Genomic DNA, 15,323 nt, shown 5'->3' on the forward strand with positions numbered 1-15,323 from the left:
CATGTATAAAATCCAAGCCAACCAATCCGGTACGCGTTCAATAGAGATCAGCGACCTACATTTAGCAACAATTGACAAATATCAGCTCATGCGTAACCTTGTAGACAGCAATGGAATTATTGATGAGACCGTGCTTGACAAGCTGAAATTCAATGTTCGCTCACTTTTGGAAAGTGAGACCGGCAATGACAAGAACCTTCTTGATCTTTGCTTAGACGTAATTTACAATGCTAACATGAAAGCTATCGGCCTTCACAATCTTGTCCTACTCTATGCAGAGTGGAAGAACAAGCAAGGTGAAACGCAAGAAGAACAGGCAGAAGAAGTTTAATATATCGTGGTGGAAAATACAGTTTTTTCCACCACTACAAGCTATAAAAGATTGAATTCAGAGCAATACAAACTGACAGATTTCCTCCCGACAACCAAGAAAGAATGCGAACTGAGAGGTTGGGGTGAACTTGATGTTATCCTCTTTTCGGGCGATGCCTATATCGATCACCCTTCATTTGGAGTTGCAGTCGTAGGACGTTCTCTCGAAGCAGCAGGCTATCGTGTGGCCATTGTACCACAACCGGATTGGCATGGTGATTATCGTGATTTCAAGAAGTTGGGGCGTCCACGGTTGTTCTTTGGCATTTCTCCTGGCTGCATGGATTCCATGGTTAATAAATACACAGCCAACCGACGCCTGCGTTCTATCGACGAATACAGCCCAGACGGTCGACATGATTGCCGTCCGGAGTATCCAACCATCGTATACTCCCAGATACTAAAGAAACTTTATCCCGATGTACCTGTGGCTTTAGGAGGCATTGAAGCTTCAATGCGTCGACTGACACATTATGACTATTGGCAGGATAAACTGCGTCGTTGTATTCTTTGTGACAGCGGGGCAGATATCATCTTATATGGCTCGGGAACAAAATCTATCATTCAACTTTGTAAAGAATTAGAAGCAGGACTACCCATAAATTGTATCCATAATATCCCACAGACGGTGTATCTTGCAAAAGAACAAGATATTGAAGGCGGTATCATGGAGGATGACATTGTGCTCCATTCTCATGAACAATGTCTGCAAAACAAGAAAGCAGAAGCTGAAAATTATCGTCATATAGAGGAAGAATCCAATAAGATACATGCCCAGCGACTATTGCAACAAGTCGGCAATATGTATGCCGTTGTCAATCCCCCCTACCCAACCATGACAACAGAAGAATTGGATGCAATCTTTGATTTGCCTTATACGCGACTGCCACATCCTAAATATAAAGGAAAGAAACTACCTGCCTATGAGATGATTAAGTTTTCCATCAACATGCATCAAGGCTGTTTTGGAGGCTGCGCTTTCTGTACAATATCTGCCCACCAGGGTAAATTCGTGGCATGCAGAAGCAAGAAGAGTATCGTCAATGAGGCCAAGAAAATAACACAAATGCCTGATTTCAAAGGCTATCTTTCTGACTTAGGCGGCCCTTCTGCAAATATGTACGGCATGCATGGGCGCAACCTTAAGGCCTGTGAACGCTGCAAACGTCCTTCATGTATTAATCCGCAGATTTGTCCTAACCTTGATACTGATCATACAAAACTGCTTGATATCTATCACGCTGTTGATGCCTTGCCCGGTATAAAGAAAAGTTTCATTGGCAGCGGTGTACGTTATGACCTGCTCTTACATAAAGGTAAAGACGAAAAAGCCAATGCTTCTACCCGCCAATATACGCGTGAACTTATTGAAAATCATGTCAGCGGGCGCTTGAAAATAGCTCCGGAGCACACCCAGGAGAGCGTATTGAAATTGATGCGTAAGCCCTCTTTCTTACAATTCTATGAGTTCAAGCGTATCTTTGATCATATCAACAAGGAAGCCGGTCTCAAGCAACAGATTATCCCTTACTTTATCAGTTCTCATCCAGGATGCCACGAAGAAGACATGGCCGAGCTTGCCGTGATAACAAAAGACCTTGACTTTCACCTGGAACAGGTGCAGGATTTTACACCAACCCCAATGACCATATCCACTGAAACATGGTATACGGGCTACGATCCTTACACTCTTGAACCTGTTTACAGTGCAAAGACGCCACGAGAGAAGCTTGCACAAAGACAATTCTTCTTCTGGTATAAGCCCGAAGAACGCAAGAATATTGAGCGAGAGTTGAAGCGCATCGGACGTGAAGACCTTATCAAACGCCTCTTTCCCAAGGGTGCATCATTCAATAAAGGTTATCAACGCGAAACCAGATATAGCGACCGTCCTGTTGGCAGTACATACAACACAGTTCCCAACAATGGGAATAAAGCAAGGCGCACAGGCAAAAACAACAAATCACACGCAGCCGAAGAAGTGCAGCAAGGTGGCCACTCCAAAGGGAAAACAAAGAGGAGTTTCAATCCCAACTTCAGCAAAAACAATCATAAACACAGATAGGCTGAACTTGAAAGCTATCATCATTATTGGGTATTTACATTTCATACAGGAATAATGTTCACGTTTTATGTGCATTAATTTTTGTATTTTTGCAGTAAGAAAGGAAAGACAATTATGAAATTATCTGATTTACATACAGGCGAACATGGTATTATCGTTAAGGTAACGGGCCATGGAAGTTTCAGAAAACGCATTGTAGAAATGGGGTTCATCAAGGGAAAAAAGGTAGATGTTCTCCTTAATGCTCCACTTATGGATCCCGTGAAATACAAGATTATGGGCTATGAAGTTTCATTGCGAAGGACAGAGGCCGAGATGATAGAAGTAGTCTCTGAAGCTGAAGCAAAAGCTATGAATGCGTCTTCACTCCATGATTCAACAAATACTGATAAAACTGCCATTACAACTTCTGATGACAGTCCTTTGACAGAAAAACAGTTGGAAGAAGCCGCTCTGAAGCGTCATCGGATAATCAATGTGGCTTTGGTGGGCAATCCCAATTGCGGCAAAACCTCACTGTTCAACTTTGCTTCGGGTGCACATGAACGTGTCGGTAACTACTCCGGCGTTACGGTAGATGCAAAAGTGGGGCATGCAGAATTTGAAGGCTACACGTTCAATCTTGTCGACTTACCGGGCACATACAGCCTCTCTGCCTATTCACCGGAAGAACTTTATGTGCGCAAACAAATCATAGACAAGACGCCCGACGTTATCATCAATGTGCTTGATGCAAGCAATCTCGAACGCAACCTCTATCTCACAACGCAGCTCATTGATATGAACCTGCGCATGGTGTGTGCACTCAACATGTTTGATGAGACCCAACGGCGTGGTGATAAAATCGATATCAACAAGCTGTCCGAACTCTTTGGTGTGCCCATGGTTCCAACGGTGTTCAAGAGCGGTGAGGGAGTGAAACAGCTTTTTCATCAGATTATTGAACTTTATGAAAGCAACGGAGAAGAGTTGCCTCACGCACATCATATCCACATTAACCATGGTCATGAGATAGAAAACGGCATTACACATATCCAGGAATACCTGAAAAAAGACTATGAACTTCGTCAACGATATTCAACCCGCTATTTAGCAATCAAACTTCTTGAAAATGATTCAGACACAGTAAACTATCTACAGACAAGGCCAAATGCCTCGGAAATTTTCAAGGAAAAGGAGATTGCAGAGATACGAGTAAAAGAGGAAACAGGCGAAGACTGCGAGACGGCTATCATGGATGCAAAGTATGGTTTCATACATGGTGCACTCCAGGAAGCACAGTATGAAACGGGAAAAAACAAGGACACTTATAGGATGACAGAATATATTGACCGCGTCATCACCAACAGATATCTTGGTTTCCCCATCTTTATTCTGATGCTTTTTATCATGTTCTCGACCACCTTCATCATAGGTCAGTTTCCGATGGATTGGATTGATGCAGCCGTTGCCTGGTTTGGAGAAATCATCTCACAGAACCTGCCCGACGGCCCAATAAAAGCCATGCTTGTAGACGGAGTGATAGGAGGTGTAGGCGCAGTTATCGTGTTCTTGCCACAAATCCTTATTCTCTATTTCTTCATCAGCTTTATGGAAGACTCCGGCTATATGGCACGTGCTGCTTTCATCATGGACAAACTGATGCACAAAATGGGACTGCATGGCAAGTCGTTCATTCCACTTATCATGGGATTTGGCTGCAATGTACCCGCTATCATGGCCACAAGAACCATTGAAAGCCGACGTTCACGACTCATCACCATGCTCATATTGCCACTGATGAGCTGCTCTGCCCGACTGCCAATATATATCATGATTACAGGCTCTTTCTTTGCCTTGAAGTATCGGTCATTGGTAATGTTGTCTCTCTATGTCATTGGGATTGCGATTGCTGTCATCCTAAGCCGCATCTTCTCCACTTTTGTTGTAAAAGGTGAAGACACACCATTCGTGATGGAACTTCCCCCCTATCGTTTTCCGACATGGAAGGCCATGGGGCGCCATACATGGGAAAAAGGAAAGCAATATCTTAAGAAAATGGGAGGAATTATCCTTATTGCCAGCATCATTGTATGGGCCTTGGGCTATTTCCCGCATGACGATACATTGTCTCCGCAGCAACAACAGGAGCAGAGTTTCATTGGGAAAATCGGTAAAACAGTGGAACCAGTATTCCGTCCGCAAGGCTTTGACTGGAAAATTGACGTTGGATTGATTTCCGGTGTGGGTGCCAAAGAGATTGTTGCAAGCACTATGGGCGTCCTCTACAGCAACAATTCAAGTTTCAGTGACGATAACAACTTCAACGATGAAGGGGGAAAATATCAGGTGCTTCACCGACAAATGACACACGACATTGCCCAACTCCACGGCATCACAGATACCGAGGCGGCTCCCATTGCCACACTCACGGCCTATTGCTTCCTGCTCTTTGTGCTCCTCTACTTCCCCTGCATTGCCACTATTGCAGCTATCAAGGGAGAAACGGGAAGCTGGAAATGGGCACTGTTTGCAGCCGGTTACACTACGTTGTTGGCTTGGGTTGTCAGTGCTGCAGTGTTCCAAATCGGTCGATTATTCATATAGTATAAAACCGATACCATATGCAAAAGACCAAAAGAACTGTCATCCTCTCATTTCTGCTGTGCATAACAATGACACTGTCTGCACAGCGAAATGAGATTTTTTCTTCCGATATTGCCACTTTGCAGGTGCATAACACCCAACAATTGCGGGCTATGCTTCCCGTCATTCAACTGAACAGTGGCGAGCAAATTCAGATTTCATTTGATAATTTCAGGCATGAATATCATCGGTTCACCTACAAAATCATGCACTGTGAAGCCGATTGGTCGCCCTCTACTCAAATCTTCAGCAGCGACTATTTAGAGGGTTTCAGCGATAATCTTGTCATTGAAGACATACAGGAATCGGTCAATACGAACGTTGAATACACCCACTATTCCTTTAGATTGCCCAACGACCAATGCCGCATAACCCAAAGTGGTAACTACAAAGTGAGCGTCTATGACGAGGATGAAAAACTGATGTTGAACGCCTGTTTCATGGTTGTTGACCCAACCATGCACGTTGAACTGTCCTGCACTTCCAATACGGATATTGATTTCAATCGGGCACATCAGCAAGTTGAAATGAAACTCAAATACGGCAATCTTCCTGTCATTGCTCCCAACAACCAAATCAAAACGGTAGTCTTGCAAAATGGAAACTGGAATGATGCCCGCGTGAATATGAAACCGCAGTTCGTTCTTCGTGACGAGCTTCAGTGGCAACATTGCCGTGGTTTCATATTCGATGCAGGCAACAACTACCGCAAGTTTGAATGTCTTTCTGTTGACCATCCTACAATGGGTATTGAGACTATAGACTGGGATGGCAGTAATTATCATGCACATCTCTGGCCTGATCTCCCTCGCAGAAACTATCTGTATGACGAGAGTGCACAGGGAGTTTTCGTCATCCGCAACAGTGATGACAACGGGAATGACTACCTGTCAGACTATGTCATCGTTCATTTTACGCTACAGACCGATGCCACAAACGATGAAATTTACGTCAGCGGCGGTTTTACCAACTATCGGCTCTTGCCTCAATATCAGATGAAATATGATGCCGTAACACGTAACTATACGCTGTCTTTACTGATGAAACAAGGTTATTATTCCTATGAATACGTCAGGCGAAATGCTGACGGAAGCATACAGCTATTGCCCTCGGAAGGCAATTTCTATCAGACAAAAAACCAATATCAAGCATTGATTTACTACCGAGGAACGGGAGAACGTACAGACAGACTCGTAGCCGTTGTTCAGTAAAGCAAACAGATGCAGCTTCTGAACAGGGGGAAAACATAGCTTGAATAACGGTGGACACAGTTGCCGGGAACCGTGACATGCACAGATGTAAGAAACACGATACAGCCTAAAGAGGGTACACTTTATTGTCATATCCATAGCAATCTGGAAATCAACAAGTTAAGAAAGCCTTGCAACTTGCATCAAAATACGATGCAATCTGCGTCAAGACAGCGCATCATCTGCGTCAGATGACACTGTATTCTGACGCAAATCAGAAACACATTCAATATGTATTGAATTATTGATGAAATCAAAACCTCTCTGAAACGATAAGCCTTCTAAAGAACATTACATATATTATGCGGAAAGAGTGATGGGCAAATACGGCATGAAATGCTTTCCATATGCAACCATGAAAGGACAAAATAAAAGGTTTGCACGCAAAAAACGTAAAATAATCCGACTCACCTACCTCTGTATGAATTAATTTTGTTATATTTGCAAAAATATAATTGAACATCAAATCAGATATGGAATTTTCAGCAAAGCAAATCGCCCAGTTTATCCAAGGGCGTATTGAAGGTGATGAAAACGCTATGGTGAATACCTTTGCCAAGATTGAAGAAGGAGTTGCCGGAGCCATTTCTTTCCTTGCTAACCCCAAATATATTCACTACCTTTACGATACAAAATCGACGATTGTCCTTGTTGATGACCAGATAAAAACAGATAAACCTGTACATAATACTACAATCATCAGAGTTGCCAATGCACGTGATTGTGTGGCAAAACTTCTACAGATGTATGACGCTTCCATGCGTCAGAAGAAGACCGGCATAGACAGTCTTGCATTCATTTCTCCAACGGCAAAAATCGGCAAAGAGGTCTATATAGGCCCATTTGCCTATATTGGCGATGACGTCGTTATTGGCGATGGCTGTCAGATATTCCCTAATGTTGTCATCAATGAGAAGGTTACTTTGGGAAATGATTGTATTGTCTACCCCAATGTTACCTTGTATATGGGCACTAAAATCGGCAGTCGTGTGATTATTCATGCAGGCAGTGTCATCGGTGCAGATGGCTTTGGCTTTGCCCCTAATGGCAAGGATGGTTATGACAAGATACCTCAGATAGGTATCGTTGAGATAGCCGATGATGTGGAAATCGGTGCAAATTCATGTGTAGACCGTTCTACAATGGGAAGCACAAAGATAAAGAAGGGTGCAAAACTTGATAATCTTGTGCAGATTGCTCATAATGTAGAAGTGGGCGAAAACACCGTGATGTCAGCGCAAGTCGGCATTGCCGGAAGCACGAAAATCGGTCAGTGGTGTATGTTCGGCGGTCAAGTCGGCGTAGCAGGACACATAGAGATTGGCGACAAGGTGTTCTTAGGTGCCCAGAGCGGTGTGCCGGGAAGCCTCAAAAGCAATCAGGTGTTGATTGGCACACCACCAATGGAAAAGCTCCCTTACTTTAAGTCTCAGGCTCTGTTTCAACGTCTGCCGGAGATTTATAAGGAGCTGAACGAACTGAAAAAAGAAATTGAAGAACTAAAGAAACAAAGATAATCAGTATATGGAAGCTAAGAAGCAGACAACACTTAAAGGAAATTTTTCTCTTTTTGGAAAAGGGTTACATACGGGTTTGAACCTTACTGTTACATTCAATCCCGCACCCGAAAATACCGGATATAAAATACAACGAATTGACATAGAAGGTCAACCGATTATTGATGCCGTAGCAGAAAATGTGGTCGACACACAGCGTGGAACGGTTCTTGCAAAGGGAGATGTCCGCGTTTCTACCGTAGAACACGGTATGGCTGCACTTTATGCCTCGGGCATAGATAACTGTATCATTCAGGTCAATGGCCCTGAATTTCCTATTCTTGACGGTTCTGCAGCAATGTATGTTGAGAAGATAAAGGAAATAGGTCTTGTTGAACAGAATGCTACGAAAGACTATTATATCATTCGTCATAAGATTGAAGTAAAAGATGAAGACACGGGGTCTGTGATCACTATTCTGCCCGATGACCAATTCAGTCTGACTGCAATGTGCTCATTTAACTCCAAGTTTATCAACAGTCAGTTTGCTACCTTGGAGGATATGTCGACTTTCGACACAGAGATTGCTGCAGCAAGAACATTCGTGTTTGTACGCGACATCGTTCCTTTGTTGGAGGCAAACCTTATCAAAGGTGGCGACCTTGACAATGCCATTGTTATCTATGAACGTGAAGTGAGCCAAGAGAAACTTGACCAATTGGCCGATGTTTTGAAAGTTCCTCACATGGATGCAACGAAGATTGGATATATTCAGCACAAGCCATTGATGTGGGAAAATGAGTGCACACGTCATAAATTGCTTGATATCATCGGTGACATGGCGCTTATCGGCAAACCTATCAAGGGCAGAATTGTTGCGACCCGACCTGGTCATACTATCAATAATAAGTTTGCAAGACTGATGAGAAAAGAAATTCGCAAGCATGAAATTCAGGCGCCAATCTATGACCCGAATGAAGTGCCAATCATGGATAACAAGCGTATTCGCGAACTGCTTCCTCATCGCTATCCCATGCAGTTGGTCGACAAGATTACAGCAATGGGCCCGACAAGTATTGTCGGTGTGAAGAATGTTACAGCCAATGAGCCTTTCTTCCAGGGCCATTTCCCCAACGAACCTGTCATGCCGGGAGTTCTTCAGATAGAAGCAATGGCACAGTGTGGTGGTCTGCTTGTGCTTGGGCAATTGGAAGAACCAGAAAAGTATTCAACTTATTTTTTGAAGATTGATGATGTTAAATTTCGACAGAAAGTAGTTCCTGGAGATACCCTCCTCTTTAGAGTTGAGCTCTTGGCACCTGTTCGTCATGGCATCAGCTCTATGAAAGGATATATGTTTGTTGGTGATCAAGTTGTTTCAGAAGCAACATTCACAGCCCAGATTGTAAAGAATAAATAAATCAGTTTCAAAGAAATATGAATCAAATCAGTCCGCTTGCCTACGTTCATCCCGAGGCAAAACTTGGAGACAACAATATTATCGGCCCTTTCTGTTACATTGATCGAGATACCATTATCGGTGACAATAATGTGTTTCAGAACAGTGTAACAATCAATGTTGGGGCGCGGATTGGCAACGGAAATGAGATATTTCCCGGTGCCAGCATTTCCACCAAGCCACAGGATTTGAAATTCAAAGGGGAGGTTTCTACCTGTAAGATAGGCGATAATAACAGCATCCGCGAGAATGTAACCATATCCCGTGGCACAGCATCCAAAGGTGTAACGCTCGTAGGTAGCAACAACCTTCTGATGGAGAACATGCATATAGCGCATGATTGTGTGTTGGGCAACAACTGCATTATCGGCAACTCAACGAAATTCGCCGGTGAAGTTACAATTGATGATAATGCAATTATCAGTGCAACCGTATTGACACACCAGTTCTGCAAGATAGGAAGTTATGTCATGATACAGGGCGGTTGTCGCTTCAGCCAGGATATTCCACCTTATATTATAGCAGGCAAGGAGCCTACAAGATATTGTGGAATTAATCTCGTTGGACTTCGTCGACACGGTTTCAGTAATGAACTAATTGAGAGTATTCACGAGGCTTATCGTCTCCTCTATTCAAAAGGTGTCCTTAAAGAAGGTATCGAAGAAATCAGGAAAAACCTTCAGATTACCCCTGAAATACAATACATCATTGACTTTGTAGAGTCATCCAAGCGAGGCATTATCAGATAATGAAAACCCTTGTTGTTGTTCTTGGGCCTACTGGAGTTGGAAAAACGGAGCTTTGCATCAAGCTTGCCCAATATCTGAAATCGCCCATTATCAATGCTGATTCCCGACAGATTTTTGCAGAAATCCCTATCGGTACGGCTGCCCCAACCCAAGAACAACAGCATGCAATCACTCACTATTTCGTGGGTAATCATTCTATAAAGGACTACTATAGTGCTGCAAAATATGAAACCGATGCTTTAGAACTGATGGAAAGTCTTTTCCATCAGGGGCACGAAACATTGTTGCTGACAGGTGGAAGCATGATGTATATAGATGCTGTATGCAATGGAATTGATGACATTCCTACTGTAGATCAGAAGACACGTGACTTACTGAAGAAGAAATTAACCGAAGAAGGGTTAGACCATCTCGTAGAAGAACTCAAACAACTTGACCCAGAACACTATCTTGTTGTTGACAAAAAGAACCCTCGCCGTGTAGTACATGCCTTAGAGATTTGCTACATGACGGGGAAAACTTACACGTCATTTCGTAAACAAACCAAGAAGCAAAGACCGTTTAAAATATTAAAGATAGGATTAAACCGAGATCGAAATGAGTTGTATGGAAGAATTAATTCACGCGTTATCGACATGTTCAATCACGGTTTGATTGATGAATGCAAGCATGTATATGACTATCGGGATTGTAATGCACTCAATACTGTTGGCTACAAGGAAACATTCAATTACATAGACGGTTTGCTAACGCAGGAAGAGACTATTCGGCAGATACAGTCGAATACACGACAATATATGCGAAAACAGCTCACCTGGTTTAAACGCGATCAAGATATCAATTGGTTTCAACCGGACAACATTGAAGAAATTATAAAATACCTTGATGAAAAGCTGTAAGTGCTGATATATTTTGTACATTTGCATTATCAAGGCTCGATAAATATAGGATTATGAAGATAAAAAGATTTTTTAGCTGGTGCATCCGCCTTTTACGTAACTTCTGGCCATGGTATAAAGGCTTATATAAGGGGCGTGCATGGTACACTAAGACACTGATAGGTGTTGTGTCGTGCATCGTTGCATTCTTTGTCTACCTGGGTATGGTAGATATGAATTTCCTATGGCTTTTCGGCAAATCCCCAGGCTATTTCTCTGGTATTATGGCTCCACAGACCAGCGAAGCTTCGGAGATTTACAGTGCTGATGGAAAGCTGATTGGCAAGTATTTCAATGAGAACAGGACTCCTGTAAAATACGAAGAAGTAAATCCTGTATTCTTCCGTGCCTTAATTGATACAGAAGACGAACGCTTCTATAAACATTTTGGTATCGATCCGATCGGTCTGTTTGGTGCGATAAAAGACGCCGTATTTCATCATGACGGCCGTGGAGCTTCGACTATCACACAGCAATTAGCCAAGAACATGTTCCGTGTCCGCTCTCAGTATTCAACGGGGATATTAGGTAAAGTTCCAGGCCTTAAGATGCTGATTATCAAAAGTAAGGAGTGGATTATTGCAACAAAACTTGAAACGGTTTATTCCAAAAAGGAAATCATAACGATGTATGCAAACACTGTCGATTTCGGCAACAACTCCTATGGAATCAAGACAGCTGCAAAGACATATTTCAACACTACACCACTCAACCTGACCACAGAGCAGGCTGCAGTTCTTGTAGGAATGTTGAAAGCAACATCTTACTATAACCCCAAAACAAATCCAGAGCATTCACTTGCACGCCGTAACACCGTACTTACTAACATGTACAAGCATGGCGATTTGAAACGTGAAGCCTGCGATTCTCTAAAAGAAATCCCCATAAAGTTAGACTTCAAGGTTGAAGAAAACTATGATGGTCAGGCCAAATACTTCCGTGAAGCAATAGCCAACTATCTGAAAGACTGGTGTGAAGAGAATGGTTACGATCTCTATTCCAGTGGTTTAAAGATTTACACTACTATTGATACCCGAATGCAGAAATATGCTGAAGATGCTGCAAGAAAGCAAATGAAGCAGGTACAGCAGAACTTCAACAACCATTGGAGCATTTATAGGAACCAGTCAAGCAACTGGCTTCGACAGGAACCGTGGCAGGACGAAAACCATCATGTCATTCCAAACTTCATTCAACAGATTGCCGAACGTCAGCCTTTCTATAAGGCTCTGATAGCTCGCTTCCCGAATAATCCGGACTCTGTCAACTATTATTATAAAGAATGGAAACATCCTGTGAAGGTCTTTGACTATGACAAAGGCACCGTTGTCAAGGAGATGACCTCTGAAGATTCCATTAAATACATGACTACATTCATGCATTGTGCCTTTCTTGCCATGGAGCCTCAGACGGGTGCTGTCAAGGCATGGGTGGGTGATATAGACTTCGATTCATGGAAATATGATAAGGTAACGGCAATGCGTCAACCTGGTTCAACTTTCAAACTATTTGTGTATACAGAAGCCATGAACCAGGGATTGACCCCTTGTGACAAACGCCGTGACGAGTACATCTCCATGCAGGTGTACGACAAAAAGCAACACAAGGAAGTGACATGGACACCTGGTAATGCCAATGGTTCATTCAGTGGAGACTCCATGCCATTGAAGAGTGCATTTGCAAAGAGTATCAATTCTGTTGCCGTTCGGCTTGGTCAGGAAATGGGAATCAAGCGAATTATTGAAACAGCAAAGAAGATGGGTATTGTCAGTCCTTTGGATGATGAGCCTTCTTTAGCTCTGGGCTCAAGCGATGTAACCTTGTTGGAAATGGTAAATGCCTATTGCACGGTTGCTGACAACGGTAAACATCATGAGCCAGTACTTGTTACCCGCATCCTTGATAAAGAAGGAAACGAGGTCTATGTAGGCCCAACAAAGTCAGAACAGGCTATCCCTTACAAAAGCGCTTTCCTCATGCAACAGTTACTACAAGGCGGTATGCGTGAACCAGGAGGCACATCACAATCCCTTTGGGGCTATGTAGGCAACTATCGCGACACTGATTTTGGTGGTAAAACCGGAACAAGTAACAACCACTCTGATGCCTGGTTCATGGGCGTTACCCCACGATTGGTTGTCGGAGCTTGGGTCGGTGGCGAATACAGATGCATTCACTTTCGAACAGGAGCTTTAGGACAAGGAGCACGAACGGCATTGCCTATATGCGGTTATTTCCTGCAATCATTACTCAATGACCCTGAATTCAAGCAATATCATGCCAAGTTTGACAAACCGCATGATGATGATATCACAAGCGACATGTACACTTGCGCAAGCTATATTCCACAGGCTAAGCGTGATACTACAAGGCAAGACAGCATTGTCAGCGAGGAAGAAGTGTTCTTGGATGAGGATGGTAATCCTATTTTACGTAAGGTAGAACAGTCTGAGGAAAACTCTAATAACTCTTCAGACAATTCAAAAACAAACAAATCGGCAAATGAAACTAAAAAGGATAAAAAGCGAAAACCCTCTGAACAACAAGTCAATTTAGATGACCTCTAAAGCAGACAAGACAAACGATAATATGGATTTCGACAATCCGGAGTTGCAGAATGCGCTCCAGATTGTTAAGTTTACCCGTCGCTCGCTCTTCCTTACAGGTAAAGCAGGGACGGGTAAATCAACGCTTTTAAAGTATATTGCTACTACAACTAAGAAGAAACACATCATTCTTGCGCCCACAGGTATAGCGGCAATCAATGCAGGTGGTGCAACCTTGCACAGCTTCTTTAAGCTTCCCTTTCACCCTTTGCTCCCCGATGATAGCCGATATTCTGTCAGAAATATACGCAAAACACTCAAATACAATACAGAGAAAATCAAGCTCATCAATGAAGTTGAATTGATTATCATTGATGAGATAAGCATGGTAAGAGCAGACATTATAGATTTCATCGACAAGATATTGCGCGTCTATTGCCACAATATGCGCGAACCTTTTGGTGGAAAACAAATGCTGTTTGTCGGTGATATCTACCAGTTGGAGCCTGTATTGAAGGAAGAAGAATGGCGATTGCTGCAACCTTACTACCCTTCAAAGTTCTTCTTTGATGCCAAAATCTTCAGTGATTTCAAGCTGATTGCCATTGAACTCAAGAAAGTCTATCGGCAATCCGACCCTCTGTTCATCAGCATTCTTGACCACATCCGCACATCAAGTGTGACAGATGCTGATCTCAGAATGCTCAACAACCGTGTCGGTGCATCGCTTGAAACCGAAAATTCAAAACTCGCTATAACCCTTTCAACACGCCGTGATACGGTGGATTATATCAATGATGAGAAGCTCAAGGAACTTCCCGGAGATGCTAATGTCTTTAACGGCATCATCGAAGGAGAGTTTCCTCTCAGCAGCCTCCCTACTCCAATCGAGCTTGAACTGAAATTAGGTGCACAGGTGTTATTCATTAAAAACGATCGTGAAAAGCGCTGGGTAAACGGCACACTCGGTACGGTTATCGGACTTGATGATGCTGTTGACGGCCATATCTATGTGATGACCGAAGACGGACACAACGTCGATGTGGAACAAGAGATATGGAGTAACGTCAAATATACCTACAATGAAACCGAGAAGAAAATCGAAGAAGAAGAGATAGGTACCTTTCGCCAGTTTCCATTACGATTGGCATGGGCCATCACTGTCCATAAGAGTCAGGGACTCACTTTCTCTCAAGTAAAGATTGATTTCACGGGAGGCGTTTTTGCCGGAGGGCAGACCTATGTTGCCCTTTCACGCTGCACGGCTATCAACGGCATTACACTTCAAGAACCTCTGCGGCGAGATGAAATCTTCGTCAGAAGCGAAGTGACTAACTTCTCATGTAACTATAACAATGAAACGGCCTTGCAGACGGCCCTTCAGCAAAGCAAGGCAGACAGACAATACCATGATGCCGTGAAAGCCTTTGATAAGGGAGACATGGCGCAATGCCTCGACAACTTCTTTCTTGCCATACATAGCCGCTACGATATCGAAAGGCCTGGTCCCCGAAGATATATCAGGAAGAAACTCAACATCATTAACCTTTTGCGGGAAAAGAACACAAAACTACAGGCAAAACTAAAGCAACAAGAAGACTATTTGAGGAAACTGGCCGTTGAATATGTCCTCATGGGCAAGGAATGTGAAAGAGAAGGCATGAAAGAGGCAGCCTTACGCAATTACAACAAAGCCTTGGAACTGTGTCCGGACATCCCGGAAGCCAAGAGGAAAGTGCGTAAATTAAGCAAGAAAGAAAAATAAAACAGAAAAAATTTTGCCATGTCTTGCGTTTCGCTTATCTTTGCTTTGACATTTAATC

The 15,323-nt window shown here is 43.1% G+C and carries 10 protein-coding genes; all 10 read left to right on the forward strand.

The features are described 5' to 3' along the window. Window position 1 precedes the first annotated feature (1 nt). The 10 genes from EL210_RS07455 to EL210_RS07500 all read left to right on the forward strand — a co-directional run bounded on the left by EL210_RS07455 (window position 2) and on the right by EL210_RS07500 (window position 15,265). The gene (locus EL210_RS07455) at window positions 2-331 is read left to right on the forward strand and encodes a hypothetical protein (protein WP_004370884.1); all 330 of its coding nucleotides are present in this window, start codon (window positions 2-4) and stop codon (window positions 329-331) included. A 51-nt stretch (window positions 332-382) separates the two neighbouring features. Beyond that, window positions 383-2,437, forward strand: a complete 2,055-nt coding sequence (locus tag EL210_RS07460; RefSeq protein ID WP_018920195.1) for a YgiQ family radical SAM protein — start codon at window positions 383-385, stop codon at window positions 2,435-2,437. A gap of 114 nt (window positions 2,438-2,551) precedes the next feature. After that, a complete protein-coding gene (gene feoB / locus EL210_RS07465) occupies window positions 2,552-5,023 on the forward strand; it encodes a ferrous iron transport protein B (RefSeq protein WP_018920196.1) in 2,472 nt (823 codons plus the stop codon). A gap of 17 nt (window positions 5,024-5,040) precedes the next feature. Beyond that, window positions 5,041-6,273 carry a type IX secretion system plug protein gene (locus tag EL210_RS07470; protein ID WP_025879529.1) on the forward strand — a complete coding sequence of 411 codons (1,233 nt, stop codon included), beginning with the start codon at window positions 5,041-5,043 and terminating at the stop codon, window positions 6,271-6,273. A 512-nt stretch (window positions 6,274-6,785) separates the two neighbouring features. Next, window positions 6,786-7,829, forward strand: a complete 1,044-nt coding sequence (lpxD, locus tag EL210_RS07475; RefSeq protein ID WP_018920199.1) for a UDP-3-O-(3-hydroxymyristoyl)glucosamine N-acyltransferase — start codon at window positions 6,786-6,788, stop codon at window positions 7,827-7,829. A gap of 7 nt (window positions 7,830-7,836) precedes the next feature. Further along, the gene (locus EL210_RS07480) at window positions 7,837-9,228 is read left to right on the forward strand and encodes a bifunctional UDP-3-O-[3-hydroxymyristoyl] N-acetylglucosamine deacetylase/3-hydroxyacyl-ACP dehydratase (protein WP_018920200.1); all 1,392 of its coding nucleotides are present in this window, start codon (window positions 7,837-7,839) and stop codon (window positions 9,226-9,228) included. Between the two features lie 17 nt (window positions 9,229-9,245). Then, on the forward strand, window positions 9,246-10,016 hold the full coding sequence (gene lpxA, locus EL210_RS07485) for an acyl-ACP--UDP-N-acetylglucosamine O-acyltransferase (RefSeq protein WP_004376166.1): 771 nt from the start codon (window positions 9,246-9,248) through the stop codon (window positions 10,014-10,016). Next, complete coding sequence (miaA, locus tag EL210_RS07490) at window positions 10,016-10,915, forward strand: tRNA (adenosine(37)-N6)-dimethylallyltransferase MiaA (protein ID WP_018920201.1); 900 nt, start codon at window positions 10,016-10,018, stop codon at window positions 10,913-10,915. Before lpxA ends, miaA begins: the two co-directional genes overlap by 1 nt. Window positions 10,916-10,968: 53 nt before the next feature. After that, on the forward strand, window positions 10,969-13,521 hold the full coding sequence (locus tag EL210_RS07495; protein ID WP_018920202.1) for a transglycosylase domain-containing protein: 2,553 nt from the start codon (window positions 10,969-10,971) through the stop codon (window positions 13,519-13,521). Next, entirely contained in the window at window positions 13,511-15,265 is a 1,755-nt protein-coding gene (locus EL210_RS07500; RefSeq protein WP_018920203.1) for an AAA family ATPase, read from the forward strand. The genes EL210_RS07495 and EL210_RS07500 overlap by 11 nt, the downstream gene beginning before the upstream one ends. The last annotated feature ends 58 nt before the right edge of the window (window positions 15,266-15,323 follow it).

Origin of the sequence: Segatella oris, assembly GCF_900637655.1 — a bacterium.
GTDB classification, from domain to species: domain Bacteria; phylum Bacteroidota; class Bacteroidia; order Bacteroidales; family Bacteroidaceae; genus Prevotella; species Prevotella oris.

Coding starts and splice junctions, on each gene's coding strand:
- EL210_RS07455 (WP_004370884.1), top strand. CDS start 2: ATGTATAAAATCCAAGCCAACCAATCCGGTACGCGTTCAATAGAGATC.
- feoB (WP_018920196.1), top strand. CDS start 2,552: ATGAAATTATCTGATTTACATACAGGCGAACATGGTATTATCGTTAAG.
- EL210_RS07470 (WP_025879529.1), top strand. CDS start 5,041: ATGCAAAAGACCAAAAGAACTGTCATCCTCTCATTTCTGCTGTGCATA.
- lpxD (WP_018920199.1), top strand. CDS start 6,786: ATGGAATTTTCAGCAAAGCAAATCGCCCAGTTTATCCAAGGGCGTATT.
- EL210_RS07480 (WP_018920200.1), top strand. CDS start 7,837: ATGGAAGCTAAGAAGCAGACAACACTTAAAGGAAATTTTTCTCTTTTT.
- lpxA (WP_004376166.1), top strand. CDS start 9,246: ATGAATCAAATCAGTCCGCTTGCCTACGTTCATCCCGAGGCAAAACTT.
- miaA (WP_018920201.1), top strand. CDS start 10,016: ATGAAAACCCTTGTTGTTGTTCTTGGGCCTACTGGAGTTGGAAAAACG.
- EL210_RS07495 (WP_018920202.1), top strand. CDS start 10,969: ATGAAGATAAAAAGATTTTTTAGCTGGTGCATCCGCCTTTTACGTAAC.
- EL210_RS07500 (WP_018920203.1), top strand. CDS start 13,511: ATGACCTCTAAAGCAGACAAGACAAACGATAATATGGATTTCGACAAT.